This is a genomic window from Haloarcula sp. CGMCC 1.6347 (genome assembly GCF_037078395.1).
GTDB classification, from domain to species: domain Archaea; phylum Halobacteriota; class Halobacteria; order Halobacteriales; family Haloarculaceae; genus Haloarcula; species Haloarcula amylolytica.
In genome coordinates this window covers 412796-438869 of record NZ_JAYMGX010000002.1, presented here as the reverse complement: position 1 = coordinate 438869, position 26074 = coordinate 412796, and the positions used below count along the sequence as shown (strand labels likewise).

General features: G+C 63.9%; 24 protein-coding genes. 14 read left to right on the top strand and 10 right to left on the bottom strand.

The annotated features are described in order from the left end of the window. Window positions 1-20 precede the first annotated feature (20 nt). Window positions 21-1370 carry an MFS transporter gene (locus VI340_RS10670; protein ID WP_336358320.1) on the top strand — a complete coding sequence of 450 codons (1350 nt, stop codon included), beginning with the start codon at window positions 21-23 and terminating at the stop codon, window positions 1368-1370. 13 nt (window positions 1371-1383) lie between these two features. Here VI340_RS10670 and VI340_RS10665 read toward each other — a convergent pair whose 3' ends face one another. After that, window positions 1384-1512, bottom strand: a complete 129-nt coding sequence (locus VI340_RS10665; protein WP_336358319.1) for a hypothetical protein — start codon at window positions 1510-1512, stop codon at window positions 1384-1386. A 145-nt stretch (window positions 1513-1657) separates the two neighbouring features. On the opposite strand from VI340_RS10665, the gene truD reads away from it, so the two are divergent. The 4 genes from truD (at window position 1658) to VI340_RS10645 (ending at window position 5457) form a co-directional block, all read left to right on the top strand. Then, window positions 1658-3040 (top strand): tRNA pseudouridine(13) synthase TruD, encoded by a 1383-nt coding sequence (gene truD, locus VI340_RS10660; protein WP_336358318.1) that lies wholly within the window; start codon window positions 1658-1660, stop codon window positions 3038-3040. A 71-nt stretch (window positions 3041-3111) separates the two neighbouring features. Continuing rightward, window positions 3112-3807: a phosphoribosyltransferase gene (locus VI340_RS10655; RefSeq protein WP_008312558.1), complete on the top strand. Its 696-nt coding sequence runs from the start codon at window positions 3112-3114 to the stop codon at window positions 3805-3807. A 393-nt stretch (window positions 3808-4200) separates the two neighbouring features. Then, the gene (locus VI340_RS10650) at window positions 4201-4863 is read left to right on the top strand and encodes a ribonuclease H (RefSeq protein WP_336329087.1); all 663 of its coding nucleotides are present in this window, start codon (window positions 4201-4203) and stop codon (window positions 4861-4863) included. Between the two features lie 333 nt (window positions 4864-5196). Continuing rightward, the gene (locus tag VI340_RS10645; protein ID WP_008312564.1) at window positions 5197-5457 is read left to right on the top strand and encodes a hypothetical protein; all 261 of its coding nucleotides are present in this window, start codon (window positions 5197-5199) and stop codon (window positions 5455-5457) included. A 283-nt stretch (window positions 5458-5740) separates the two neighbouring features. On the opposite strand, the gene VI340_RS10640 is transcribed toward VI340_RS10645, so the two are convergent. Together VI340_RS10640 and VI340_RS10635 are read right to left on the bottom strand one after the other, a co-directional pair. Beyond that, window positions 5741-7993 (bottom strand): NADP-dependent malic enzyme, encoded by a 2253-nt coding sequence (locus VI340_RS10640; protein WP_008312566.1) that lies wholly within the window; start codon window positions 7991-7993, stop codon window positions 5741-5743. Between the two features lie 170 nt (window positions 7994-8163). Then, window positions 8164-10077, bottom strand: coding sequence for a methyl-accepting chemotaxis protein (locus VI340_RS10635; protein ID WP_336358317.1), 1914 nt, complete (start codon window positions 10075-10077; stop codon window positions 8164-8166). A 128-nt stretch (window positions 10078-10205) separates the two neighbouring features. Between VI340_RS10635 and VI340_RS10630 the strand changes: the two genes are divergently transcribed. The 5 genes from VI340_RS10630 (at window position 10206) to VI340_RS10610 (ending at window position 13973) form a co-directional block, all read left to right on the top strand. Further along, window positions 10206-10694: a COX15/CtaA family protein gene (locus VI340_RS10630; RefSeq protein WP_008312570.1), complete on the top strand. Its 489-nt coding sequence runs from the start codon at window positions 10206-10208 to the stop codon at window positions 10692-10694. A gap of 64 nt (window positions 10695-10758) precedes the next feature. Beyond that, window positions 10759-11556 carry a basic amino acid ABC transporter substrate-binding protein gene (locus VI340_RS10625; protein WP_008312571.1) on the top strand — a complete coding sequence of 266 codons (798 nt, stop codon included), beginning with the start codon at window positions 10759-10761 and terminating at the stop codon, window positions 11554-11556. A gap of 3 nt (window positions 11557-11559) precedes the next feature. Next, the gene (locus VI340_RS10620) at window positions 11560-12240 is read left to right on the top strand and encodes an amino acid ABC transporter permease (protein ID WP_014040983.1); all 681 of its coding nucleotides are present in this window, start codon (window positions 11560-11562) and stop codon (window positions 12238-12240) included. Further along, window positions 12237-12989, top strand: a complete 753-nt coding sequence (locus VI340_RS10615) for an amino acid ABC transporter ATP-binding protein (RefSeq protein ID WP_014040982.1) — start codon at window positions 12237-12239, stop codon at window positions 12987-12989. Before VI340_RS10620 ends, VI340_RS10615 begins: the two co-directional genes overlap by 4 nt. A 3-nt stretch (window positions 12990-12992) precedes the next feature. Beyond that, window positions 12993-13973 (top strand): amino acid ABC transporter permease, encoded by a 981-nt coding sequence (locus VI340_RS10610; protein ID WP_008312578.1) that lies wholly within the window; start codon window positions 12993-12995, stop codon window positions 13971-13973. Here the strand turns inward: VI340_RS10610 and VI340_RS10605 are convergent, their stop codons facing one another. Continuing rightward, window positions 13974-15500: a replication factor C large subunit gene (locus VI340_RS10605; RefSeq protein ID WP_008312580.1), complete on the bottom strand. Its 1527-nt coding sequence runs from the start codon at window positions 15498-15500 to the stop codon at window positions 13974-13976. A gap of 99 nt (window positions 15501-15599) precedes the next feature. On the opposite strand from VI340_RS10605, the gene VI340_RS10600 reads away from it, so the two are divergent. Together VI340_RS10600 and VI340_RS10595 are read left to right on the top strand one after the other, a co-directional pair. Then, window positions 15600-16148: a type IV pilin N-terminal domain-containing protein gene (locus tag VI340_RS10600; protein WP_336358316.1), complete on the top strand. Its 549-nt coding sequence runs from the start codon at window positions 15600-15602 to the stop codon at window positions 16146-16148. 52 nt (window positions 16149-16200) lie between these two features. Beyond that, complete coding sequence (locus VI340_RS10595) at window positions 16201-16908, top strand: helix-turn-helix domain-containing protein (RefSeq protein WP_008312606.1); 708 nt, start codon at window positions 16201-16203, stop codon at window positions 16906-16908. Window positions 16909-17523: 615 nt separating this feature from the next. Here the strand turns inward: VI340_RS10595 and hmgB are convergent. Continuing rightward, window positions 17524-18861, bottom strand: a complete 1338-nt coding sequence (hmgB, locus tag VI340_RS10590) for a hydroxymethylglutaryl-CoA synthase (RefSeq protein WP_008312608.1) — start codon at window positions 18859-18861, stop codon at window positions 17524-17526. 98 nt (window positions 18862-18959) lie between these two features. Further along, window positions 18960-19646, bottom strand: coding sequence for a hypothetical protein (locus tag VI340_RS10585; RefSeq protein WP_008312610.1), 687 nt, complete (start codon window positions 19644-19646; stop codon window positions 18960-18962). 181 nt (window positions 19647-19827) lie between these two features. Between VI340_RS10585 and VI340_RS10580 the strand changes: the two genes are divergently transcribed. Beyond that, window positions 19828-20577 carry a CAP domain-containing protein gene (locus VI340_RS10580; RefSeq protein ID WP_336329092.1) on the top strand — a complete coding sequence of 250 codons (750 nt, stop codon included), beginning with the start codon at window positions 19828-19830 and terminating at the stop codon, window positions 20575-20577. Between the two features lie 19 nt (window positions 20578-20596). Here the strand turns inward: VI340_RS10580 and VI340_RS10575 are convergent, their stop codons facing one another. Next, window positions 20597-22600 (bottom strand): PKD domain-containing protein, encoded by a 2004-nt coding sequence (locus VI340_RS10575; RefSeq protein ID WP_336358315.1) that lies wholly within the window; start codon window positions 22598-22600, stop codon window positions 20597-20599. A 46-nt stretch (window positions 22601-22646) separates the two neighbouring features. After that, complete coding sequence (locus VI340_RS10570) at window positions 22647-23228, bottom strand: DUF2150 family protein (protein ID WP_008312616.1); 582 nt, start codon at window positions 23226-23228, stop codon at window positions 22647-22649. Between the two features lie 213 nt (window positions 23229-23441). Here VI340_RS10570 and VI340_RS10565 point away from each other — a divergent pair, with 213 nt between their 5' ends. Next, a complete protein-coding gene (locus VI340_RS10565) occupies window positions 23442-23750 on the top strand; it encodes a hypothetical protein (RefSeq protein WP_008312618.1) in 309 nt (102 codons plus the stop codon). Between the two features lies 1 nt (window position 23751). Here VI340_RS10565 and VI340_RS10560 read toward each other — a convergent pair whose 3' ends face one another. Together VI340_RS10560 and pdxS are read right to left on the bottom strand one after the other, a co-directional pair. Continuing rightward, entirely contained in the window at window positions 23752-24975 is a 1224-nt protein-coding gene (locus VI340_RS10560) for a mechanosensitive ion channel family protein (RefSeq protein ID WP_008312620.1), read from the bottom strand. Between the two features lie 89 nt (window positions 24976-25064). Continuing rightward, window positions 25065-25973, bottom strand: a complete 909-nt coding sequence (gene pdxS, locus VI340_RS10555) for a pyridoxal 5'-phosphate synthase lyase subunit PdxS (protein ID WP_050036890.1) — start codon at window positions 25971-25973, stop codon at window positions 25065-25067. Window positions 25974-26074: the final 101 nt, after the last annotated feature.

Below are 26074 nucleotides of genomic sequence, written 5' to 3'. Positions count from 1 at the left end.
GGGGAAACTGCACTCGGATAATGGCAACCGAGACGGGAGCCGAGGAGGACGTGGACCTGCTCGACTCCTTCCGCCAATTCTTTGCGCTGGAGCGGGACGTACTGGTCCTGTCGCTGTCGATGCTGGCCTTTAGCCTCGCGTTTCAGATGACTAGCCGGTACATCCCCGAGTACATGCGTCTTCTGGGGGCCAGCGCCGGCGTCATCGGCCTCTATGGCAGCGTCGGGAACCTCATCAGCGCGGTGTACCCCTACCCCGGTGGCGCGGTGTCGGACCGCATCGGCTCGCGGCTGGCGTTGACCGCCTTCGCGACGCTGGCGACGGTCGGCTTCGGCATCTGGTATCTCGCCTCAGTCGTCGGCGACATCACGCTCGGCACGACAACGCTGCCGGCCTGGACGCTCGTGTTCGTCGGGCTCTTTCTCGCACAGGCCTGGAAATCCTTCGGGCTGGGCGCGACCTTCGCCATCGTCAAGCAGAGCGTCCCGTCTCAGCGGCTTGCGATGGGGTTTGCCAGCACGGAGATGTTCCGCCGCATCGGGTTCCTGCTCGGGCCGCTCGCCGCTGCGGCGCTGCTCGCGACGACTGCAACCTTCGTCGACGGCTTCCAGCGCGTGCTGCTGGTCGCGCTGGCCTGTGGCCTCGTCGCCACTGTCGCCCAGCACGTCCTCTACGACGCCAGCGAGGACACGCTCGGGAAGTCCTTCGAAGGCATCGACCAGATACTCGCCGACCTGCGGACGATGCCGGCGACGCTCCGGCCGCTCTTGGTCGCCGATACGCTCGTCCGCTTCGCCAACGGGATGGTGTACGTCTTCTTCGTCATCGTCGTCACCGAGTTTCTCTCGGTGGGGTTCACCGGCTTCGGCGTCCAGCTTCGGCCCGACGCCTTCTTCGGCGTCCTACTGGGCGTCGAGATGGTCGTCGCCATCGTCTCGATGGCTCCCGTCGCAAAGCTCACCGAGTGGGCCGGCCTCAAGCCTGCTGTCGCGCTCGGCTTTCTCGTCTACGCCGTCTTCCCGCTCCTGCTCATCTTCGCGCCGGACGACCAGTGGGTGCTGGTGCTGCTGTTCGCGTTCTCGGGCCTGCGATTTGCCGGCCTGCCGGCTCACAAGGCGCTCATCGTCGGCCCGGCAGAACAGGACGCCGGTGGCCGCGTCACCGGGACCTACTACCTGCTTCGGAACACGCTGGTCATCCCCAGCGCCGCGCTCGGCGGCTGGCTCTACGGCAGCGAGTGGGCCGTCTCCGTCGGTGGCGTGGCGCTACAGGCCGGCCCGGAACTGGCCTTCGGCGTCGCTACAGTGGTCGGCCTCGCCGGTGTGGCCTACTTCATCGCCTTCGGCCGGGAGTTCGAGGCCTACAGATAATCGCCGCGTCGGCCTACCACTCCTCGCGCGGCGGGAACTCGTCGCCACAGCGTGGACAGTACCGCATCGGCGCGCGGGACTCCTGACCGTCCCTGTCGAACGTTATCTCTCGTCCGCAACTCTGACATGCTAGCTTTGGCATCGTGGTGCTCTCCGGTCGCCCGCATAGCCACGACCTACTCACAGGTAGTATGTGTGCCGTGATAACACTAGGTACCAGCTGCGATATGGTCGATAGCGAGTCCGCAAACGCCAGCCCTAAGCGCCGACCCGCAAACAGCCACACAATGCAAGCGGCCCACCCAATCGAGCGAGCGGTCGGTATGGAGTACTACGTCAGCGACGCCGACGGGGTGGGCGGCCACCTCCGCGCCTCCCCCGCGGATTTCCGCGTCCGGGAACTGGAGGCGTTCGGCACCGAACCGGTCGACGCCGACACCGGCGCGTATCCGCATCTCGTTTTCCGGGCGGAGCTCCGTAACTGGGAGACTAACGACTTCGCCAGCAAGCTCTCCGACCGGCTGGGCATCTCCCGCGAGCGGGTGTCGTGGGCGGGGACGAAAGACAAGCGCGCGGTCACGACCCAGTTGTTCTCGGTAAAAGGAGTCGCGGCCGAGGACCTGCCGGAAATCGGCGGCACGGACATCGAGGTCATCGGCCGCGCCGGCCGCCCGATTCTCTTCGGCGACCTGGCGGGCAACGCCTTCGAGATCGTCGTCCGGGACACCGAGAACACCGACAACGCCGCCAGCGTCGTGGCGGACCTTCAGGCGTTCGCCAGCGGTGACGACACACTGTCGGGCGGCGACCAGTCGGGCGATTCCGCACTGCCGAACGGTGACACGACGGTCGGCGTACCCAACTACTTCGGCCAGCAGCGGTTCGGATCGCGCCGGCCGGTCACCCACGAGGTCGGGCTGGCAATCGCCCGCGGCGAGTGGCGGGACGCGGTCCTCGCCTACGTCGGGAACCCGAACGAGCGCGAACCGGAGTCGACGCAGGCGGCGCGAGCGTACGTCGACGAAACCCACGACTGGGCCGGCGCGCTGGACGAACTGCCCGGTGCGCTGGGCTACGAACGCTCTATCTGCCACCGGCTGGTCGAGAACGGGGCCGACGAGCCGGAAGATTTCCGCGAGGCGCTGGAGTCGCTACCGTCGAACCTCCAGTCGCTGTTCGTCAACGCCGCCCAGTCCTACGTGTTCAACCGCATCCTCTCGGAGCGGTTAGAGCGGGGGCTCCCCTTCAACCGCCCGGTCGAGGGCGACGTGGTCTGTTTCCGGGACAGCGACGCGCCCGAGGACTTCCCGATTCCGGACGCCAACCGGACCCAACAGGTCACGGCAAAGCGGCTCTCGACCGTCGAGCGCCACTGCGAGCGCGGCCGAGCGTTTGTCACCGCGCCGCTGGTCGGGACCGACACCGAACTCGGCAGCGGTGAGCCGGGTGCTATCGCCCGTAAGGTGCTCGACGATGTCGGCCTCGAACAGAGCGATTTCGACCTCCCCGGCGCGTTCGACAGCGACGGGACGCGGCGGGCCGTCCTGCTCCGGACGGCCCTCGGCGTCGAGCGCGACGACGCGGACCTGACGTTCTCCTTTTCGCTGCCGAAAGGGAGCTACGCGACGGTCCTCCTCCGGGAGTTCCGGAAGGGCGACCCGGACGCGTAGCGTGCCGCTCCGGGTTCGGTAACTGCTGCGGAATATGCAACGGTTAAGTCCGGCCACACACGCCATCTCGTATGGGCGAGCTACCGGACGAGTTCTCGTGTACCATCACCGACTGGGAGTACATCTACGGCCTCTGCCGGGACGTGGCCGACGACGTGAAAGCCGCCGAGTTCGAGCCCGACGTGGTCGTCGCGCTGGCGCGGGGCGGCTGGTTCGGCGGGCGCTGTCTCTGTGACTTCCTCGGGCTGGACGACTTGGCAAGCCTGAAGGTCGAACACTACGTCGGGACCGCCGCGAAAGGCGAGGAGGCACAGATCAAGTACCCGCTGGCCGACGGCGCAGTCGAGGGGAAGGACGTGCTGGTCGTCGACGACATCGCCGACACCGGCCAGTCTATCGAGACGGCCGCCGAGTGCGTCCGTGACCGAAACCCAAGCAGCGTCCGGACGGCGACGCTCCAGTTGCTCCAGACCAGCGACCACGAGCCGGAGTTCGTCGGCGAGCGCCTCGACGAGTGGACCTGGGTCGTCTACCCCTGGAACTTCGTGGAAGACATGGTCGAACTCGTCGCGGGCGTGATGGCGAAGAGTGGTCAGGAAACCCACACCGAGGACGATATTCGCCAGTTACTGCGGGAGTACCACGGCGTCAGCCGCACGAATCTAGAGATCGCACAGCCGAACCGACTTGGCGAGGTCACGACCGAGATGGAGCGGCGCGGCGTCGTCGAATCGGTCGGCGACGGCTGGCAACTCACCGACGACTGAGGATGTTCGACGGGAAGGGACGACAGGAGTCACTCGAATCCGCTAGTCTCGCCGCTCACTATCGCTAGTCACTCGCGCCTGCTAGTCACGATAAAAATACGGTCAGCGACGGGTGCGGCCGTCGTCCCGGACGTACTCTAACGCGCTGACGAACTGCTCTTTGTCGACCCGGCCTTCCGCCTCTTCGAGTCGTTCACGAATTTTCGTCGGAGTCATGTGTATTGGTAACATGGGACTGCGTCGATATAACTCTTTCTCACCCGCCAACAGATTCGATGTGAGCACGGGTCTGAACTGGCCGGTGAGCCGGACAGTAGACCGCCAAACCGCCGTACCGGGACGACACCCCCGTCGAGGGAATATATTTAATACCCCGCTTACCCAATAGAAACTATGGCCGCTTACGGCCGGCCGTCACTTCGAGACCTGTTCGATGAATCACCGACGCCGCACATCGCGCATCCGCCGCGGAGTCACCATCGAGACTTCTACATCGCCACAGACGGGTCGTTCAGACCCCACGGCGGTACGACATCACCCGACAGCGAGTCAGGCGGCCCGACAGGCGGGCTGGGTGTCGTCGTCGAAACGCTCGACGGTGAGCGCGTCGTCAGGCTGTCTGTCCCAGATACCTGCCCCGACAACAACGTCGCGGAGTACCGGGCGCTCCATCTGGGGCTCGACGTGCTTGCGAGACGGGCCCCGCCCAACGCCCGCGTCGGCCTGCTCATCGACCACGACCAGCTCGCCGAGAACGTGAACGCGGAGGTACTGGCCTCCCATGGCTCCGCCTACGACCCGCCACACTCCGTGTCGGTCCCATCGGCGACAGGGCTGCACTGGCGCGGAATTCAGGCACGTATCAACGGGTTCGGCGAGGTCCGTGCCGCGCGGATCTCCGGCGACCGCAACCCCGCCCATCCGCTGGCGAACGCACCCGACCAGTACGCGCACGTCAACGGCGAGCCGGACCGGTGTGTCCTCCCCGACGCGCCGACGGTAAACGAACGCGTCCCGCCGCCGTCACGCGCGGAGCGTGGCGGCGCATCTGACTGACGGAGCGCACCGGCACCCCTGCCGGCCACAGTATCCCATTCTTTCACACCGCTGCCGACAGTAGCACGTAGCCGTAGCAGCCCCTCGACCGGCACGCAGCTGTCGTCCCTGAAATATCACATACGACCGCGATTCTGTGGAGAAATCTGACCACAGCCAGAAATCATCGTAACTGGTGGTTCCGAGGATCTCTGTCAGTCACGTTTCACAGTAGATAATCTCTATAAGTTATGCAGATAGTTGAAGCCATTCCAGCGTACGTTTGGGGAACGTCACACAGACCAAATTTTATGTATTAGAAATGGGATAGTATACAGTGGGAGGTGAGCAACGGTGAGTACCAGAACTGACGGACCGGACGGTTTCAGCGGACAGTACGTCGAGCAGCAGTTGCCGCGTCAGTCGCCGACGCGGCACGACCTCGTTCTCGCCGTCATCCCCGCGGTGTTCGTGCTTACACTCGTCGCTGCGGTTGTTCTGGATCTCTCGCTTCAGGCGGCAATCGCTGGCGGTTCACTTGTTGGCGCTGTGGCGGTCGTCGATGCACTCTTCCTCCACCCACCGACACGCGGTCGACGGCGAGACGATACGTGACATCGCGTTCCGGCGACGGGCCTGAACGCTATGTTCTGACGGATGATTCCGACCTAGCTCGAAAAAAGCAGTCGCTAGTCGTTACTCCTGCTGTGCGTCGACGACAGCGACGCCCGCAAGGTTCACGATGTCGCTACCACCTTTTTCAGCGTCGGGTGTGCTCGCAGCACTCGCACACCACTCCTCGAAAAACGTGGTTCTCGTGAGCGGAGCGAACGAGGGCTCGAAAGACGAGGGCAGCGAGTCTTTCGGCGGCGAAAAACGCTCGCTACGCTCGCGTCGATTACTCCTGTTGAGCGTCGACGACGGCGACGCCCGCGAGGTTCACGATATCCTTGACCTCGTCGCCGCGCTGGAGGACGTGGACCGGCTTGTCCATGCCCACGAGCATCGGTCCGATGGCCTCAGCGCCGCCCAGTCGCTGGAGGAGCTTGTAGCCGATGTTCCCGGCTTCGAGGTTGGGGAACACGAGGACGTTCGCGGGGTCGTCGAGTTCGGAGAACTCGTAGGTGTCTTGCAGGATGTCCTCGACGACGGCGGTGTCGGCCTGCATCTCTCCGTCGACCGGGAAGTCGACGCGGTCGTCGTCCTGCAGGCGCGAGACCGCCCGGCGGATCTTCTTCGTCCCGGGGTTGTCGACGCTCCCGAAGTTCGAGTACGACAGCATCGCCGCTCGCGGTTCGACGTTGAACCGACGGGCCAGTTCCCCGGTGTGGCGGGTGACCTCCTCCAGTACGTCCGTGTCGGGGTCCTGATTGACTGTGGTGTCAGCACAGAAGATGACGCGGTTCTTGAACGTCAGCATGTACACACCGGCCGCGTAGTCGGCGTCGTCGGCCGTGCCGATGACCTGCAGCGGCGGGCGCAGGGCCGAGGGGTAGTGGTGGGTGAGCCCGGTCAGCATCGCGTCGGCGTCGCCCATCTCGACCATCACGCTGCCGAGGTAGTTCCCGTCCCGAATGAGTTCGTCGGCTTCGCGTCGGGTGATGCCTTTCCGCCGGCGGAGTTCGTACAGTCGGTCGGCGTAGTCTGCCACGTCGGCTGTCTCGGGGTCGACGACGACTGGGTCGAACTCCAGGCCGAACTTCCGGCGCGTGGACTCGATGCGGTCGGCGTCACCGATGAGGACCGGTTCGGCGATTCCCTGTTCGACCAGCTGGTAGGCCGCGCGGATCATCTTCTCGTCGTGACCCTCGGCGAGTACGACCCGCTGGGGGTCGCTCTTGGCCTTGTTGAGCACGACGCGCATCATCTCGCGGGACTTGCCCAGCCGCGCTTCGAGCTCTTCGACGTAGGCCTCCGTATCGATATTCGTCCGTGCTGCGCCACTCTCGATGGCGGCCTCGGCGACGGCGGGGGTCACTTCGAACAGGACCCGCGGGTCCAGCGGTTTCGGGATGATGTAGTCCGGGCCGAACTGCAGGGGCTGGTCGCCGTAGGCCTTGACGACCTCGTCGGGCACGTCCTGCTTTGCGAGGTCGGCCAGCGCGCGGGCCGCTGCGACTTTCATCTCCTCGTTGATTTCGGTCGCCCGCACGTCGAGTGCGCCGCGGAAGATGAACGGGAACCCGAGGACGTTGTTGACCTGATTCGGGTAGTCCGAACGGCCGGTCGCCATGATGACCGTGTCGTCGCGGGCGGCCTTGGCCGACTCGTAGCCGATCTCCGGATCCGGGTTCGCCATCGCGAAGATGATGGGGTCGCTGGCCATCGACCGCACCATCTCCTGGTCGACGATGCCGCCGACGGAGAGCCCGACGAACACGTCGGCCCCGTCCATCGCGTCGGCGAGGTCGCCCTCGGGGATGTCGCGGGCGAACTCCTGTTTGAATCGGTTGAGTTCCTCGTGGGTCGCTCGTTCCTCGGTGATGATGCCCGAGGAGTCACACATCGTTATGTTGTCCTTCGAGACGCCCAGGGAGACGTAGAACTTCGCCGAGGCGATAGCGGACGCTCCGGCCCCGGAGAAGACGACCTCCAGCTCCTCCAGATCCTTGTCGGCGATGTCGGCCGCGTTGACCAGCGCCGCGCCGGAGATGATCGCGGTCCCGTGTTGGTCATCGTGGAACACCGGGATGTCGAGTTTCTCGCTGAGTCGGCGCTCGACCTCGAAACACTCCGGGGCGGCGATGTCTTCGAGGTTGATACCGCCGAAGGTCGGCTCCATCGCCTCCACCGTCTGTATCATCGCCTCGGCGTTGTCCGTGTCCAGCTCCACGTCGAACACGTCGATGTCGGCGAAGCGCTTGAACAGCACGCCCTTCCCCTCCATGACCGGCTTCCCGGCTTCCGGGCCGATGTCGCCGAGGCCGAGCACGGCGGACCCGTCGGAGACGACGCCCACGAGGTTCCCCTTCGCGGTGTACTCGAAGGCCTTCTCGGGATCTTTGTCGATCTCCTCACACGGTGCGGCCACGCCGGGCGAGTACGCCAGCGAGAGGTCACGCTGTGTGTTCGTCGGCTTCGTCGTCGCAATCTCTATCTTCCCCGGCGGCTTGCTCCGGTGGTACTCCAGTGCGTCCTCGTCAAGTCCCATATCCGGATGTCGAACCCTACTGTAAAAAAGACAAGTTTACCGTCAACGGACGAGCGGTACAACGACGGTTGTCGAATGTCGCCTTGTTGCAGCGGTTTTTTCCCGGACGTGTCCCATCAATTGGAAAACGGCCGCCGCCGGGGACCCGCCCGATGGACCGGCCGCGGACCTCAGTTCGTGTTGGTGAGTTCGCCGACCCGGTCGGTCAGTTCGGTGACCGCGTCTTCCTGTCGGTCGGTCGCTTTGACAATCTCTTTCGTCGCCGTTTCGGCCTCTTGGGCGTGGTTCTGTGCGTCTTCGACCATCGAAGTCACGTTCTCGATAGCGCTCGCTTGGTCGTCGTTGGCGTCGGCGACTTCCTGGATGCCCCTCGTCGCTTCCTCCACAGCGTCGGATATCTCGTCCAGCGCATCCAGGGCGTCCGCGATCTCGGATTCCGCGTGCTCGACCTGCTCGTGGGACGTCTCGACCATTTCGGCTGTCTCGGACGCCTGGTCCTGAATCGTGGTGATACTCGTCGATATCTCGGACGCGTACTCGCTCGTCTCGTTAGCGAGCGTCTTCACCTCGTCAGCCACGACAGCGAACCCGCTCCCGCTTTCGCCGGCTCTGGCCGCCTCGATGTTGGCGTTTAGCGCGAGCATATTCGTCTGCTCCGCCACGTCGGCGATTATCTCGACGATCTCACTCACTTCGTCCATCTGGTCGTCGAGGTCTGTGACGGTGTCCACGAGGTCTTCGCTCGTCTCGGCGAGCCCGTCGGTAACGTCCATGACTGCTTCACCGGCGTCTGACCCGTCTTCTGCGGCCGCCTTCGCGCGCTGTGCTGCCGACGCCACTTCGCTAGATGTCGCGGCGACCTCCTCCATCCCGGCCCCGATATCCTGGATGTTGTCGGCCGCCTGGGTGAGGGAGTCGGTCTGTTCGGCAACCCGGCTCTCGACGTCCTCTGCGGACGAATTCGCCTGCTCGATAGTGGTCGCAAGTTGCTGCGCCTGTGCGTCCACCTGGTCCGCCAACTGCTCGACCTGTTCGGCCATGTCGTTGAGCGAGCCGACGACCTCGTACAGCTGGTCGTCGACGTACTCGCCGCCGTCGGTCCGGTCGAACGACGCCCGGGCGTCGAGGCGGCCGTTCTTGAGCGCGGCCATGGTCGATTTGATCTCATCGACCAGACTCGTCACGGCCTCGTGGCGGTTGGCCTCGTCAGTCCGGTCCTGGACCATTTCGACGATCGCGATGAGTTCGCCGTCGTCGTCGTAAATCGGGGCGGCGCTAAAGGAGATGTGGCGTTCGTTCCCGTGCTGGTCGGCCATCACGCTCGTGTCGCGGTACAGCGTGAAGTCCTCGTCCTCGACCTTCGGCACGTCGTACTCCGTATGGGTGGTCTCCGGGGCGTCGAGAACCTTGTCGGCGAGGGTCTTCCCGCGCCGACCGTCTGGATAGAACGCCATGCTCGCCATCTCCATCTCCTTTGCTTCGGCCTCGGAGACGCCGGTGAGGTTTTCGATCGAACGGTTCCAGCTGAGGATATCGCCGTTCGTATCCAGAATAAAGAGCGGTGTCCCGATGTGATGCAACACGCTGTGGTAGTCGAGTCCCATGCCGGAGCCACTGTCCGCCGCAGAGTCGGTGAACGCATCGACACCGGCCCGGGAGACTGACTGTGTCGTTTCCAGCCCTTCTTGGAGCTCCACCTCGACGGAGTGGATAGCGGCCTGTGCATCCGGGCCGAGTTCGTCCCGAAGCTGCTCGAACGCGCCTTCGACGAGCGATTCGGTGACGAAGCCCTGGGCCGCAATAAACTCACTCTGGCTGATTCCGGCGGTTTCGTATTCGTCGATCAGCGCTCGGAGTTCGTCGGGTTCGAGTTCGAACTGCCGCTCGACGTGTTGGGTCCCGATAGCGGCCTTCTCGGAGTCGTCGAAGCGGTCGTTGAGGCGTGGCGAGTCCGGGTCGATGGCGTCGGCCAGAAAGCGGGTCTGCCCGTCACTCGCGACGAGGCCTCCGTCCGCCCGTCGGGCCGCAGCGTCCGAAGAACGGGACCCCTGGCCGTAGATGTAGGTGCGGATCTGTTCGAACATAAGGTAGCTATGTTACATTCCAGAACACCTGTAGATAAAGATGACTCCGAGAATATCAGTAAAGATAATGGTGCTCGCTGGCAAGGCACGAAAAGAGAGCATAAGTACGTGCAACCGAAGATATAGGTATGACCACCCGTTTCCGCCGACTGGTGGCGACGACGACGGTGCTGACGTTCGCACTCATCCTGCTTGGCGTGTACACCGGTGCCATCGGCGCCGGGCTGACCTGTGAGGCACGCTGGCCGTTCTGTGACGGCTGGATGGGTCTGTTCCCCGCAAACTGGGCGAGTTTCGTCGAGTGGTTCCACCGTTTAGTCGCGATGATCACCGGCTTCGGCATCCTCGGTTCGACAATCGCCGCGTGGCGCGGTGAGTACAGCCGGCGGATCAAGCTCGCAACTGCCGTCGCCACGGTCGTGCTCCCGGTGCAGGTCCTCCTCGGCGCGAACACCATCTTCAACTTCGGTGCCACGGCGCAGGTCCTCCACCACGGGGCCGCACAGCTCATCTTCGGCGCGATGGTCGCGGCGACGGCGTGGGCCTACACCGACACGGCGGAGTCACCGTCGGTACAATCGGCCGATACCCAGCACACGGCACGCGCAGACGATTGAACACGAGTACCACCCCCGTGGTTAACACGTAAGATATATTCCGGTCTGTCGTGTGGTGGGGATTATGTCAGACGACGGCCTTTCACGACGCCAGTATCTCTCCACGGTCGGTGGAACCGCAGTAACCGTCTCACTTGCCGGCTGTTTCGGCGGCGGCGGTGGCGGTGATGACGGCACTACTGAAATCACTGCCGGAACTGCACCGGGCTTCCCCCCGTTCGAGATGAAGGAGGACGGCGAACTCGTCGGGTTCGACATCGACCTGCTGGAAGCGGTCGTCGACGAGACCGACTACACCCTGGCCGGCTGGGAAGAGTTCGAGTTCAAGTCCCTGATTCCGGCGCTGACGAACGAGAACATCGACGTGGTTGCCGCAGGGATGACTATCAACGACGAGCGCGACGAGACCATCGACTTCACCGACCCGTACTACAGTTCCAATCAGGCAATCGTCGTCCGCGAAGACGGTGACTTTTCCCCGTCCTCGCTGTCGGACCTCTCCGGACGCCCCATCGGCGCACAGAAGGGTACTACCGGCGAGAGTACGGTTCAGTCGGAGCTCATCGAACCGGGGAACCTCGATGAGTCGAACTACAACTCCTACGGCAACTACGTGCTGGCTGTCGAAGACCTCCAGAACGGCAACATCGACGCGGTCGTCATTGACGAGCCGGTCGCTCAGACCTTCGCCGCCCAGCGCCCGGTCGTCATCGCCTTCACGTACGAGACGGGCGAGAACTTCGGCTTCGGCGTCCGCGAGGGCGACGACGAGTTCACGCAGGCACTCAACGACGGTCTGTCCACTGTCAGGGACGGGAGCACGTATCAGGACCTGACGAACAAGTGGTTCGGTCAGCAGTAACCGATGCCCCCCCTCCCGTTGCAGAGTGACTGGGCGTTCGTTGTCGGGAACCTCGACCTGCTACTCGTCGGTACGGGTGTCACGGTCGCCCTGACAGCGGCGAGCATCTTGCTTGGCTTTCTGCTCGGGTTCCCGGCGGGAGCCGTCGAGGTGTACGGCCGCGGCCCGCTCAAACGCGCCGTCGAGACAGCCGGCGTCGTGCTCCGCGGGACGCCGCTGCTCGTCATCATTATCCTGCTGTTCTTCGGCCTCTCGGTGTCGAGCAGCGCCTTCGTGACGGCGACTATCGCGCTCGGACTCCGGAGCGCCGCGTATCAATCACAGATCTTCCGTGGCGCGCTCCAGAGCGTCGACGAGGGGCAACTGGAAGCCGCTCGCGCCGTCGGCATGGGCCGACTACAGGCGATCCGTAGCGTAGTCGTCCCGCAGGCGCTGCGCCGGAGCGTGCCCGGCTTCCAAAACGAGTTCACGATCGTCCTGAAAGACACGAGCATCGCCATCGTCATCGGCCTCGGCGAACTGCTGACCGTCGGCCAGAACCTCTACCAGGGCGGTCAGAGCACGGCCGCGCTTGAAATCTTCTTGACTGTGAGTCTCATCTACTTCGTTCTCACGTTCGTGACGAACCGTTCGCTCGACTACGTCGACGACCACTTCAGCATCCCCGGAGGTGAGCGTGCATGAGCGATCCGCTGTTGGAACTCGACGACGTGTACAAGTCCTACGGTGAGGAACAGGTGCTCTCCGGCGTCAGCTTCGAGATGGACGCCGGCGACGTCGACGTGGTCATCGGCCCAAGCGGGAGCGGCAAGTCGACGATGCTTCGCTGTGTGAACCGCCTCACCGAGATTAACGGCGGTGCCATCTACCTCAATGGTGAGTGCGTCACCGATGCCGACACCGACGTGAACGAACTCCGGAAACAGGTCGGCATGGTGTTCCAGGACTTCAACCTCTTCGCCCATCTCACCGCGCTGGGGAACGTCACGCTCGGCCTCCGGAAGGTCCGCGGCATGGACAAGGCGGCGGCTCAGGAGCAAGGCTACGAACACCTCGAACAGGTCGGGCTGCTTGACCAGGCCGACTCCTACCCCGCCGAACTCTCGGGCGGCCAGAAACAGCGGGTCGGCATCGCTCGCGCGCTCGCCATGGACCCGAAGCTCCTGCTGTTCGACGAGCCGACCAGCGCGCTCGACCCGGAACTCGTCGGGGAAGTGGTCGAGGTGATGCGCGACCTCGCCGCCGAGGGCATCACGATGCTCGTCGTCAGCCACGAGATGGGGTTCGCGCGGTCGGCCGCGTCGGACATCATCTTCCTCGACGACGGTGAAATCGTCGAACACGGCCCGCCGGAACAGCTGTTCGAGAACCCGCAGGCGGCCCGAACCGGCGAGTTCCTCAGTCGCCTGGAGACGACCCACGAGGGGGAGTGACCGATGGGGACGCCGGAGTCCACGACGACCGGCCGAACGATCCGCGCCCGTGCCGCCGGACTGACCGACCAGCCGCTGACGCTGCTGACTGTCGGGGCTTTCTGGACGTGGCTCGTCGTGCGCTGGACGAACGACTTCCTGCTGGACGGCGCGCTCATCGAGCGCAACACGTCGTTTTTCCCGACTGCACCGTTCGAGTCGGCCGCGTCGACGCTCGGCGGTCTCGCGGCGAGTCTCGGGCCGGTCGGGTTTCCCGTCGGCTGGGTCGCCGGCTTCTTCGAGTTCCTGGCGGCGTCGATTCCCTACCTGCCACCGCTGGCGACCGGCGTGTGGGCGACGATACTGCTGACGCTGCTGGGTATCGCCCTCGGGTTCGTCATCGCCGTCCCGCTCAGCGTCGCCCGGGTGTACGGTGGGGGCGCCACCCGCTCGGTCGCGCTGGGGTACACCGAACTGTTCCGCGGGACGCCGTTGCTCGCTCAGCTGTTCGTCCTCTACTTCGCGACGCCGCTGACGACGATCATCCGTGAACTGCCTACCGTTGGGACCGGATTCATCCCCGCCCAGGCGTTCTGGGTGGCCGTCATCGCGTTCACCCTCAACAGCGCGGCCTACCAGTCTGAGTACATCCGCTCGGCGCTGAACTCCGTCCCGGAGGGTCAGCTCACCGCCGCTCGTTCGATCGGCCTCTCGAAGGTCGATGGAATCCGGCACGTCGTCCTGCCCCAGGGCCTTCGCTACGCGATTCCGGGCTGGTCGAACGAGCTGGTGTACCTCATCAAGTACTCCTCGCTGGCGAGTTTCATCACCGTCCGCGAACTGTTCCAGCGAACCGACTCTATCGCGAGCGAGACCTACCGGTACACGGAGCTGTTCGTCCTCGCCGGCCTGCTGTACCTGGCGCTGGTCATCTCGGCGTCGCTCCTGATGGAGTACGTCGAAGACCGTGTCGCGATTCCCGGTCTCGGCACGACCGGGCGGTGACTACATAAAGTCAGAGAGGCCGGACTGCTGGTCGTCGTCTTCGGCCGCCTCGCTCGCGGATTCGGTATCGTCGCTGTCAGCCGCATCGCTTGCTCCGGTGTCATCGGACCCTGCTTCGTCGTCGGCCGCAAGCGTTACTTGCTGGTCGCCGTTCTCCTCGTCGGCGTCGGCGGTTTCGTCGCCATCCGCCTCACCCGCTCCGTCACCGCCGTCCGCACTCGCCCCCTCGAAAACCCCGCCGGAGTGTTCGACGGCGGCTTCCTCCTTGAGCGCCTCGGCGTCGGCGACGATGTCTTGCACCTTGTTCGTGTCCTTGCCCGATCCGGTGACGAAGGAGACGTGCTCGGCCTCCATATCGTAGGTCGCCGCCATCGCCACCGTTAGCTCGCGGTTCCGACAGTGGTGGGTCATCGTCGAGAGGAACGGCATGACCTCCCGACGGGCGGTCCGCATCGAGACGCCGTCGATAGCGGCTATCTGCTGGGCGACGTAGTCTCGCGTGTTTCGGGTCCCTTTCGACCGGCCCAGTTTCGACCAGTAGCTCGGCGGGCCGTAGCGGGTCCAGCCGCCCTTCGTTCCGTCCCGGGCCGCGGCGACGCCCGCGGTCATGTTGTCGCCGGCGTAGCGCCAGAAGGAGTAGTTCTGTGTCTCGCGGACGCGGCCGAGCCACTGGTCGGCGTTCGAGAGGAACTCGTAGGCCCGGGTCAGTTCGGCCCCCTCGTAGTCCTTGGGCATGTTGTCCTCGATCCAGTTGATGAGGTCGTCCGGCGTCTCGTCCACGTCGTAACTGGCCTCCAGAGCCTCCTGCGCGCCGGCCTCCTTGAGCACCACGTCGAGGTACTCGAAGATGCCCTCGGTCGTGTCGCGCTCGCCGGTCACCACGTCGTCGGCGGTCAGGCGCTCCGTCGTCTCGGCGATGGCCTGGAGGTCCTTGACCGCGCCCCGTAGGTCGCCGCTGTTCTGCTCGGCGAGTTCCTGCAGCGCCTCACTCTCGTACTCGACGCCCTCTTGGCGACAGAGGTCACGGAGGACGGGGACGATAGAGCGGGGCGAGACGTCCCGGAACTCGATGTCCTGGCAGTTGTTCCGCAGGCCGTTCGACATCTCGTAGTACTCGTTGGCGATGAGGATCATCGGCTGGCTGGCCTCTTTCACCAGCGCGGTGATGGCCCGCGCGCCGCCGCGGTCGGCGTTGCCGTGGATGTTGTCCGCCTCGTCCATGATGACGAGTCGCCGGCCGCCACCGCCGGCGGTCAGCGTGCCGGATTTGGCGGCTTCGCCGGCCACCCGATTGATAACGTCCTTGGTTCGGGAGTCGCTGGCGTTGAGTTCGATGGTCGGCCACCCCATGTCGTTTGCCAGCGCGTGGGCGGCCGAGGTCTTCCCGATGCCCGGGGACCCGTGGATGATGACCGCCTCGCGGTGGTCGTCCCACGTGTCCGCCCACTTCTTGAGTGCGTCGCGGGCCTTATCGTTGCCCCGCACCTCCGACAGTGTCGTCGGGCGGTACTTCTCCGTCCAATCCATTGGGTCGTGATTGGCGCGACCGGCGTTTAGGGATTGCGGAGCGGTGTCGGTCCACTGCTGAGGTTTTTGTCGGAAGGCAGCACATAGAGCGTGACACCAGTGGCAGTACAGACCTTCTATCGTGGCTGTCGCGGTGTCAGTCCCGTCATCGGCGTCGTTCTCGTGCTCTCGGTCACCGTCCTCTTAGCCGCGACAGTCGGTGGGTTCGCACTCACTGCGACTGCCGACCTGGACCAGCGGACGCCCACCGTCGCCCGCTCGACCGGAAACTTCGTGCCTGGCCCGTCGGGGAGATGCGGCGGGAACACAGTAGCGATCCGACACGCCGGCGGCGATCCGGTCCCGGCCGACGAACTGGCAATCGCTGTCGAACTCTCTGACACCGACGCCCGCATCGTCGACCTGCCAGTTTCCGGAACGGCGCTGTCAGCGAGCAACACCGACGACCCCGACAACATCGTCTACGACTACTGTGTCGGCGGTGTCATCGCCAATGGCGGCAAGCGGTGGTCAGCGGGCCGGGCAATCACCTTTCAGTTGAACGCCGGCGGCGGCACTGTCGACCCGGGCGACAGCATCGACGTGCGCGTCGTTCACGCTCCCACGAACGGCGTCCTCGCTGCGGTCGAACTGACCGCCCGCCGGTAATCGCCCGTGGTTCCGATACCCTTTTATTCGCGACCCTCCAGCGTGTGAACTAATGGCAGGGGGCGCACGCGACGACCTCGCGGAGAAAATGGCGGGTGAGGTGGCACTGAGCGACGACCCAGGGGCGACCCTGCGGAAGTGGCGCACTGACTTCGACGTCGCACAGACCGAACTCGCCGACGAACTCGACGTCTCTCCGTCCGTGGTCTCGGACTACGAGAGCGGGCGGCGTGACAACCCCGGTATCGGCGTGGTCAGGCGACTCGTCGTCGCACTGCTCGATATCGACGAGAATCGCGGCGGCGACCACATCCGCCAGCACGCCCGCGTGCTCTCGGCCGGGTTCGACAGCGACGTGGTACACGACCTCCGCGAGTACTCCGCCAACGTCGGCGTCGAGCGCGTCTACGACGCTATCGACGCCGAAGAACTGTTCCGGGGCAGTCAGGACACCGTCGCGGGCCACACCGTCATCAACTCCATCGCCGCCATCACGCGCCTCTCCTCGGACGAGTTTTACCAGCTATACGGGCAGTCGACGAACCGCGCCCTCGTGTTCACGAACGTGACCCGCGGCGAATCCCCGCTGGTCGCGCTCCGTGTCGTCTCACCGACGCCGAACGCGGTTATCCTCCATGGGCTTGACGACGAGGCGGTCTGGGAGCACGCACAGGACCTCGCCCGCATCGACGACTTCTCCCTTGCGATCACCGATATCGATCTGGAGGACCTGCTTGGCGGGCTGCGGAGTCTTCCCTGAGCGCGCCGGTTCCGGCCGTGCTGTTTCGCGCCCGTCGACGTACTCTCTGGAAAACGACTGTTGTCGTGACTGCGATCTCTTTGTTCACCGGACAGCGTGACACAACTGCTCCGTCGGACTGCAGAGTTTCTAGGGAGAACTACTTTGATACCGAGGTGTCATGTCCACGCATGGTGCAATTGGGCTATCTTATCCTCTGGGCGTTCGCCGGCTTTGGACTTCTTGTTGCTGCCTCATTCGTCGGGACGATGCTTGCGCTTCAATACTACAACAGTGGGGGAACCCTCTCTGTATCTCTCGATGACAGTATTAGCGGCCTCAACAACGATAAGCCGTAGTCGGGTAGTGTATACTGTCCAGTGCAGTACAAATAGAATTCCACGTATCCACGACAATAGATGGGATACCCCTCGCTATTCTCCACGGCTCCCTGCGGTCGCCGTTCCGATTCGAGGGCCACTCCCTTCGGTCGTGCCCCTCGCTGCTCACGGGTCACTCCGTTCCCCGTTCGCATTTCGAGGTTCTCGCTCGCGCTGCTCGCTCCGAACCTCGCCTACTCTCGCGGCTACGCCGCTCGTCGTGTACGAGAGCCACTCCCTCCGGTCGTGCCTCTCGCTACTCCACGTACCGATATTTCCGCTCACCCATCCGGCCCCAGCCGTCGAAGGCGAACTCGTCTTCGGGCGCGGTGAACTCCTCGACATCGGTCTCAGTCTCGTGGTTGTGGACGTCGTGGACCTGTTCGTACTCGGCGAAGGAGAGGTCGTAGCGGTTCCGTATCTGCTCGTCGATGTTGAGCGCGCCGATCTCCTCCTCCCACCCGGGGACGATGGTCTCAGCGTGGACTTCCGCCTGTGCGCCGGACCCGTAGGAGGCAACTAACAAACGGGCCTCGTCCAGATCCAGTCCGCTCTCGCGAGCGTGTTTCAGGCCGGCGGCGCGGGCGATGTGGACGGAGCCAGTGTACCAGTTCCCGACCTCGCGGGAGATCGCAAGCGTCGGCTCGATGGTGTTAGCGTACCAGTCTTGATAGCGCTCGGTTTCGGTGAGTGCGTCGGTGTACTCCTTGATAGCGGCGTGGAACTCGTCGTCGGTCTCGAAGTCCGCGCGCATGGGCTGGTGACCGATTTCCTCGGCCATCAGGTCACCCACGTCGGTGCCGCGGATGATGTGCCGGTAGCCGAGTGCCGCGGCCTTCCGGACCATCCCCGGGAACGGCGTGTGGAACGGAATCATCTCGTAGTCGCCCGGGTGGATGTCGCCGGCCACCTCCGCGAAGTCCTCCAGCGCCTCGCGCATACGGGCGAGGTAGACGTTCACCGAGCGCTTGCCGTCGACGGACGGGAACTGCTGGTTGGGCTTGAGGAAGTCAGTTTCGTCGGCGCTGCCGTAGCCCTGTTCGGTCGAGAGTTCGACCAGATTCGGGTCTTCGTCGACGAGCATCGCCACCGCGCCGGCCCCCTGCGTGGCCTCGCCGGGGTCGTCGCGGGCGTACAGGGCGGTGTCAGTTGCGATGACGAGCGCCGCCCGACCGCGGTTGCGGCCGGCGCGGATCCAGTTGTAGGCGTCGTCGAGGCTCTGTGTCCCGGAGATACAGGCGAACTTCCGCTCGCCCTTGTTGGCGTGGTGGAAGTTCTCGTCGTACACCTGTTCGAGACAGCCCGCGATGTACGTCGAGACGGGCTTCGAGTTGTCGAAGGCGCTCTCGGTCGCCACATCGATGCGGCCGATATCCTCGGGCGTCAGCCCCTTGCGCTCCATCAGGCGATGGGCCGCGTTTGCCCCCATCGTGACGATATCCTCGTACACGTCCGGGAACGACGACGCGCGCAGGCCGAGCCCCTTCGTGTACTTCCCCGGGTCGTCTCCTTGAGCCGGCGCGAACGTCTCTGCGAGGTCGAGTTTGAGCTTCCCGGTCCAGATCTCCATGGCGTCGATACCGACTGCAGTCATGAGTATAGCGTCAGCGTGGATGTATATGGGCTTGTCGACTGTCTTTTCGACGGTTGACTAGTATTGCGCCGATGGGCCGCGAACTCTCTGTGGGACAGTTACTCGCTGGTCGCCGGTTCCGTACTAAAAGAGAAATCGACCATGCATTCGCCTTCGAGAACGTCGTACGGCTCATCCGGTGACGGAACGGCACGCGACCAGTCGGTGTTGTTGACTACGAGCCGATACGTCCCCGGCGAGATGGTAATCCGCTTGTCGCGGATGTTCGTCTCGTGGAACCGCGACACCTCACCGGCGTATCGGGCCCGGTAGCGGCTCTGGAACGCTCGATACTCCTCTTCGGTGAACAGGAGGACATCTACGGCCGGCCCCCGTCGAACAATGAGATCGTAGGTGAGCGTTGTCTGGCCAGTCGCGTCAACTGTGAAATCCTCGTACTCGTTTTCCTCCAGTCGGAACGTCGTATCGACCGACCGGTGGTCCGGCTCGGGTGTCGGCGTCGGTGTCTCGGTCTCGACCTGGAGACGTGCCGACGTCTCCGTAGAGTTGTTCGCTTGCGCCGCATCAGCGCGCTGTGCTGTCGGGGTGTCCGCTGAAGCCGCAGCACCCTCTGCCGCTGGCGTCGAGGCAGCCCCGGCGTGGTCAGTTGTAGCAGCACGCTGTGACGCTGTCGGTTCCGGGACTGGTGTCGTCTCGGACTCCTGTGTCGGTCGATTCCCGAGACAGCCGGCGGAGAGCGCGGCGAGCACCGAGGCCCCGAAGCCGCGCCGCGACAGGTCACCCATACCTCAGCACACGCAGCCACAGTAAAGATGTTTACGGGCGGGTTTTCGTCGCTGGTAATCGGAACGCCGATTCTGTCCAAACATATTTGTGGAGAGAGAGCCGAATCTACGCCGTTCGAACCAGTCCCGGGAGAACTGTATCCCACCTATCATCTCTCGGAACAGGACAGGAACGTTTCACATGAACAGATCGGTCATCACATTCGGATTAATTGTTCTGGCGGCACTCAGTGTCTCGGGACTCGCAGGAGTAGCAGTCGAAGGGACGCTTGGTGCAGACGCGACCGAGTCAGCGCCGGCGGAATCCACGGATGCGTCGCCGGCAGCGACGCCCAGTGCAGAAAGTGCGTCACCGGTGACGCCAAGTACCGAGGCGACTGCGGCCGGAGTGACGCAGTCCGCAGAACCGACCGCGACCACGGACGCGGCACAGACCACGCCAGCTGATTCGGGGACGGCTATCGATACGGCCCGTCTCGAAGACCGACTTGTGGCGGCGATCAACGACCGACGCGGCAACCCGGTTGCCAACGACGCCTTCGACGGCTCGCTCTCGGATGAGACCAAAACCGGACAGAAGCTGTCAGCCATGGCCGGTAACCACAGCGAACGAATGGCCGCGCAGGGGTCGGCCTCGCCGATCGCGAACGGGTCAGACACGACGGACCGGTACGCGGCCGCCGGACTGTCCGAGCAGTGTCACCTCCGCCACGAAGGAAACGCGTACATCCGCCCGGTGACCGACCTCGAACTGGTCACGAGCATCGACCCGAACGGGGCGAACGCGACCCGGACGGCGAACGCCGTCGCCGACCACTGGTTCGACCTCTCTGGCCCCCGTGACACGTTGTACGTGGCGAACGCGAACCACATCGGTGTCGGTGCGGCGACCGCCGACGGCGTCGTCTACATTACCGTGAATCTCTGCTGAGGGCCGGTGAGAAAGGCCGTTACGGGACCTCTTTGCGGACAGTGTCGGCATTCCCTTCCGAGTCAACGACGCGGAGTGCGACCACTGTGCCGGAGTCCACTCTTTTCTTTTCTACTGTCTGGCCGGTCGTCTCGAAGATACCGTCTTCGTCGAAATCCCATTCGTAGGTCACGATGTCGCCTTGCGGATCGCTGGACGGGCTGGCGTCGAAGTCCCACTTGCCGTTCGATTCCGACCCGTCAGAGGTTATCGTGAAGTCGGCGTTCGGTTGCTCGTTCGTGTTCGCGCCTCCGGGAGTGACCGTGAACATCTTCGAGTCGGTCCCGCCACTCGACCGCTCGTAGGTCACGGTTATCGTGACGCTCTCGCCGCTCATGTCCACCTCAGAAGAGCCAAAGAAAGTCTCTTCGCGGAACTCGAACAGATGGAACGTCGCAACTGATGTATCAGACAGAACCGGGTTCGGACCGTTCAGGCTGCCATCATCGTCGACGTCAACGGTTCGTGGGACGTCTGTCCCACCACCGAAATCAGTGTACCCGTCAGTGTTTGCCTCGATGTATAGCTCGTTTTCTTGCGGTGCCGGCTCACGGTCGTTGCTAAAGCTATCGCTGAGGCGAATTATGTCGTCGTTGACTGGGTCGATTGCCACTTTCGTTATTGTGATGGTCTCGCCTAATTCATTGGTGACCGTAAACTGGACGCCTCCATCAACGTCCCCGTTGCTGTCGAGGGCAACAGCGTCCTCGTTGTAGATGAGCCCGTTGTTGCCGGACCCGCCCCCGGATCCTGGATTCGCTTCCGTCACCGTCACCGGCACTGAGACGTCTTCAGGAGACTCGCCGTCGAACGAACCGTTGATCTCGTCGAGGCTGAACTGGACGGTGGCTGTTCCAGTTGCCGTCGACTGGCTTGTCTCGTAGACGAACCTGACGCGACCGTCGCTGTCGGATGACTCTGTGTCCGTGGTAAGCGACCCCGTGTTACTCCCATCGACTGAGCCGTTCACTTCGACATCGCTTACGGGGTTGTTGTACGCGTCCCGAACCTCCAGCACAATCTCTTCGTCGTCGCCCTTTGCGACAGTAACGTTCTCACTGCCGACAGTGGTGAGGTACGCGTCACTTTCAGAGGCAACACGAGTGCCGACGCCCGCTTTCGCCATCTTCAGGCGATATGTGGCTCCCCGCTCGAAGACGACTGTGACGTTGTAGAGCGAGCCTGGCCCCTCGGCTTCGATGACGTTTGCGATGTACCGGTCGTTGCTTTTGTTACCCGGATTCGGGTCGATTTCGTCTTCGAGAAGCACTCTCCACTCCTCCGCCGGGAGCCGGGAGAGAAACGAGACCGACACGTTCGACGTCTCTGTCGCGTTCGTGACGCGAACCGTTCGGGACGACTGCGATGTCGGCCGCACGTCGACCGTAACCGAATCGCTCGCCGAGCGGCTCATCGACCCGTTGAGTGCGACGAGCGTGATGTCGCGCCCATCGACCATCGCCTGTTCCGAGAGCGTGATGTTCCCCTCGCGGAACTGGTTGTAGACGACCGAGTGCTCGTACACGGTCTCCGGGGCCTCCCCGTAGACGTTGTACTCCGGCTTGTAGGCGATGGCCCCCGTGTTGTAGTGCCGCGGTGCGGTTCCGTCCCAGTAATCTGCCGTCTCGGGGTTAATCGCCTCGGCGTTACGAACCGTGAGATTCTGCGACTCGTTGGTCGTTCCGTCCGTGTATAGCAACCCCGACGGCGGCCCGGGATTCGTCGCCACCAGCCGACTCGGGTATCGGGTTCCCAACTGGACTGAGACGGCTTGCTGGCTCGGCTGTCCCGGAACGGAGACGATGGCGTTTCGCAGGTCCTGTAGCTGTGTCTGGACCTGCTGATTGTGGTTGAACTCCACCTCCCGGTTTTGCTCCGGTACGGCAAACGCCTGGTACGAGGAGAAGGCGATGATCAGCACGCCGAACAGCAGTACAGCTCCGACCTGTACTGACTGCGCGCGCTCATCGCCCGTGAAAGTCATGCCGATGAGTTGCGGAGACGGCGATAAAAACCTGACTGCCGAATTATCAACTCTCGTCTTCTTCGACGACTTCCGGATCGCTCATCGCGGTCTGTAGACTGTCGAGTCCGTTGACCCACTCGGAGACGAGCCCGTATTCGAGGTCTTCGGCGACCTCCATCGGGAGCTCCGACCCGCCGATGATCTGCGTGCCGGCCTGTACACAGTACCCGAGCGCCGCATCGAGGTCCTCCTCCGCTTCCGCGTCTGCGGCGGCCTCGATGTAGTCGGTGATGGTCGCGTCGTCCGCGGCCCCTTCAGCAACGAACTCCTCGGCCGCGTAGAACACGCACAAAAGCGAGGTCTGGACGCCGTCGATCAGCATCACGGTCTCCTCGTCGTCGATGTCGATGTCGTCGAGAACAATCTCTCGGACGCCGGTAAGCTCGTCGATGGTCGCCTCTTCGTCGAGCGGCCCGTCCTCGTAGTCCGTGAGAATCTTCGCGACCGCGATCGCGGCGTCGTCCTGAAGGTTCAACAGGAGCCGTGCCGAATCCTCGTCTTCAGGGTCGACTTCTTCTTCCTCGATGCGGTCTAGCCAGTTCTGCCAGCGTTCTTCGGTGTAATACTCCCCCGGCGGAGTGCTCATATCACTCCGTTCGTCCCGTTGGGGATAGTAGTTTCGACCGGCGGCCGCTCCGCCGCGGCGTGTCTACCACCCAGGGCGAACGGCAAGTACTGGTTTTAGCGCCTGAGACGACTGTTCTGTGTGATTACCGGATCGGCTGCGCACTCCGAATATGTGTCACGGTCTCCGTCGAGGAGCGCACTTTTATATCATTCGAACATGTTATGAAATAGCATGGCACAGGGACAGCCGGCCGCGACCTACAGCGGACCCCTCGACCCGGCTGCAGTCGCCGCGCGAGCCGAACGTGTCGGTCTGGTGCTGATCGCCGTGGCGCTACCGGTCGCCGTCGGCACATTCGCCGGTATGGTTCTGACCTCTGGGTCGCTCTCGGCTGCGAGCGATGCCGCGACTGCCGCGATGAGCGGGCCGCTGACAACAGAGCAGGGGCTGTCCTGGCTGTTCTACGTCAGCACGCTCGGGACCGCACTGGGATGCTGGGTTCTCGGACTGGGGCTCCTTCTCGACGGTCTCGACCTGTAGGTCAGCCGTCGCCGTCCGGACGCATCTCCACGCCGCCTTCCAGCGACTCCTCGTCCGCCGCGTCCACGCGGTTCGAGAGGGTCCGCTGGGGGAACGGGATCGTGATGTCCTCGTCGTCGAAGGTGGCTTTCACACCTCGGACGACCGCCGAGATGGCGCGCCACTTTCGCGGTGGCGTCGGATGATCGATCCAGAACCGGAGTTCCATCACCACAGCGGAGTCCCCGAAATCTTTCGGGACAACATCCGGCGTCGGCGAATCGACGACGTGTTCGATGTCGGCCATCGCCTCGCGAGCGAGGTCCATCGCCCGGTCAACGTCGGTGTCGTAGTCCACACCGATGTCGACCGTGAGCCGCAACAGCCCCTTGCGGCTACGATTCGTCACTGCGCGGTCGCTCACGCGGTCGTTCGGAATGATGACGAACTCGCCGTCGAAGTTCTCTAGCCGCGTGTTGAAGATGGTGATATCGGTCACGATCCCTTCCTGGTCGCCGACGAGCACCCAGTCGCCGATGGTGAACGGGCGGGAGAACATCAGGACGAAGCCGGCGATGAGCGACCCGAGCGTCTGTCTGGCGGCCAGACCGACCACGATACCGAGGAAGCCGGCCCCGACGAGCAGGCCGCTGAGGTCGATGCCCCAGACGGCGAAGATCGTCGCACCGATGGTGACGAACACAGTGACCTGCCCCAGTCGGAGCAGGATCTCTTCCTGGTGTTCGGTGAAGCCGGTAACGGCCTGGCTGAACCGGCCGATCCACCGCTGCATCTGATCGGACAGGACAAAGGCCAGCATGACGAGGACGACCGTCTGTATCGTCGCCAGTACTGACTGATCGCTCCCGTCGAGGTACGGACCCACTGTCTGGACTACATCGAGGACTCCCCAGACGATGAGAAACGAGACGACGACGAGGACGACCATCGAGAACTGAGCGATCCGGAGAAACACGCCCCGGATGGTCGTCGGCGTATAGTCGGCCATGACCTGCAGCCAGTCGCCGGTTCGGTCCGACGTGACAGACCGAAGCCGGGAGAGGGCTGCGGGAACGACGACGACGCTGAAAAGCAGGACGACCAGGAGGATGAGCGTCGCGACGAGTCGCCCCTGCGTCGCGACCAACTGGTCCAGCGACCGCTGTAACACGGTAAAGAGTTCCAAAAGGCCTTCACCGGTGTCGTTGGCCGCTGGCGTCGGCGTGGCCGTCCCCTGCACAGCCACCTATCGCCGCCGTAGGAACTTGTGTCTTCGTCTTTGTGCGGCCGTCTGTAAGCTGTCTGACACCGGAGGGAAACCGACTGGTCGCGCCGTTAGACGCCGCGGCCCTGCAACTGCTCTTCCTCGTCTAGGTCCGCGTTCGCCTGTCCCTTCATCCCCTTGCCGGGGTTCTTCGCGATCTCCTTGAGCTGTTCGGGGTCGTCGTAGTTGTTGACCGCCGCGACGATGGACTCGCCCATCGCCTGTGGGTTCTCCGCGCCGAAGATGCCCGAGCCGACGAAGATGCCGTCACAGCCGTGTTGCATCATCAGTGCGGCGTCGGCAGGCGTCGCGATACCGCCGGCCGCGAAGTTGACAACCGGAAGTCGGCCGCGGTCCGCCGTCTCGTGGACGAGTCGCCGGGGCGCGCCGTGTTCGCGGGCCCACTCGTCGCGCTCCTCGTGGGCCATCCCCTCAAGCATCCCGATGGAGCGCTGGATGTTGCGCTGGTGAGTCACGGCCTGGTTCACGTCGCCAGTCCCTGCCTCACCCTTCGTGCGGATCATCGCTGCACCCTCGTCGATGCGGCGCAGCGCCTCGGCGAGGTTCCGCGCCCCGCAGACGAACGGCGCGGTGAACTCCCGCTTGTCGATGTGGTAGCGGTCGTCGGCCTGTGTCAGCACTTCCGACTCGTCGACCATGTCCGCGCCAGCCGCTTCCAGAATCTGGGCCTCGGCGGTGTGGCCGATACGGGCCTTGCCCATCACCGGAATCGACACTTCCTCGATGATCTCTTCGAGCTTGCCGGGGTCCGCCATCCGGGCGACACCGCCCCGCTTGCGGATGTCGGCCGGCACCGACTCCAGGTGCATCACGGCGACTGCGCCAGCGTCTTCGGCGATTCGGGCTTGCTCGCGGTTGACGACGTCCATGATGACGCCGCCCTTCTGCATCTTCGCGAAGCCGCGCTTGACGAGGTCAGTCCCGCGACGGAGGTCCTCGAGGTCGGTCTCTTCAGTCATTACCCAGACTTAGGACTGGATTTACTTAACGCGTGTCCTTTCGAGGGACAGAACGGCGTTTGACCCACGCGCAGAGGCCCCGATATCGCGCCAGCGACCAC

Bases quoted from the DNA above. Each gene is read 5' to 3' on its own strand.
- VI340_RS10595 (WP_008312606.1), top strand. From the start codon at position 16,201: ATGGCAGGGGGCGCACGCGACGACCTCGCGGAGAAAATGGCGGGTGAG.
- VI340_RS10625 (WP_008312571.1), top strand. From the start codon at position 10,759: ATGTCAGACGACGGCCTTTCACGACGCCAGTATCTCTCCACGGTCGGT.
- VI340_RS10575 (WP_336358315.1), bottom strand. From the start codon at position 22,600: ATGACTTTCACGGGCGATGAGCGCGCGCAGTCAGTACAGGTCGGAGCT.
- VI340_RS10565 (WP_008312618.1), top strand. From the start codon at position 23,442: ATGGCACAGGGACAGCCGGCCGCGACCTACAGCGGACCCCTCGACCCG.
- VI340_RS10570 (WP_008312616.1), bottom strand. From the start codon at position 23,228: ATGAGCACTCCGCCGGGGGAGTATTACACCGAAGAACGCTGGCAGAAC.
- VI340_RS10655 (WP_008312558.1), top strand. From the start codon at position 3,112: ATGGGCGAGCTACCGGACGAGTTCTCGTGTACCATCACCGACTGGGAG.
- VI340_RS10585 (WP_008312610.1), bottom strand. From the start codon at position 19,646: ATGGGTGACCTGTCGCGGCGCGGCTTCGGGGCCTCGGTGCTCGCCGCG.
- truD (WP_336358318.1), top strand. From the start codon at position 1,658: ATGCAAGCGGCCCACCCAATCGAGCGAGCGGTCGGTATGGAGTACTAC.
- VI340_RS10580 (WP_336329092.1), top strand. From the start codon at position 19,828: ATGAACAGATCGGTCATCACATTCGGATTAATTGTTCTGGCGGCACTC.
- VI340_RS10650 (WP_336329087.1), top strand. From the start codon at position 4,201: ATGGCCGCTTACGGCCGGCCGTCACTTCGAGACCTGTTCGATGAATCA.
- VI340_RS10610 (WP_008312578.1), top strand. From the start codon at position 12,993: ATGGGGACGCCGGAGTCCACGACGACCGGCCGAACGATCCGCGCCCGT.
- VI340_RS10670 (WP_336358320.1), top strand. From the start codon at position 21: ATGGCAACCGAGACGGGAGCCGAGGAGGACGTGGACCTGCTCGACTCC.
- VI340_RS10615 (WP_014040982.1), top strand. From the start codon at position 12,237: ATGAGCGATCCGCTGTTGGAACTCGACGACGTGTACAAGTCCTACGGT.
- VI340_RS10635 (WP_336358317.1), bottom strand. From the start codon at position 10,077: ATGTTCGAACAGATCCGCACCTACATCTACGGCCAGGGGTCCCGTTCT.
- VI340_RS10630 (WP_008312570.1), top strand. From the start codon at position 10,206: ATGACCACCCGTTTCCGCCGACTGGTGGCGACGACGACGGTGCTGACG.
- VI340_RS10665 (WP_336358319.1), bottom strand. From the start codon at position 1,512: ATGCCAAAGCTAGCATGTCAGAGTTGCGGACGAGAGATAACGTTCGAC.
- pdxS (WP_050036890.1), bottom strand. From the start codon at position 25,973: ATGACTGAAGAGACCGACCTCGAGGACCTCCGTCGCGGGACTGACCTC.
- VI340_RS10605 (WP_008312580.1), bottom strand. From the start codon at position 15,500: ATGGATTGGACGGAGAAGTACCGCCCGACGACACTGTCGGAGGTGCGG.
- VI340_RS10640 (WP_008312566.1), bottom strand. From the start codon at position 7,993: ATGGGACTTGACGAGGACGCACTGGAGTACCACCGGAGCAAGCCGCCG.
- VI340_RS10620 (WP_014040983.1), top strand. From the start codon at position 11,560: ATGCCCCCCCTCCCGTTGCAGAGTGACTGGGCGTTCGTTGTCGGGAAC.
- hmgB (WP_008312608.1), bottom strand. From the start codon at position 18,861: ATGACTGCAGTCGGTATCGACGCCATGGAGATCTGGACCGGGAAGCTC.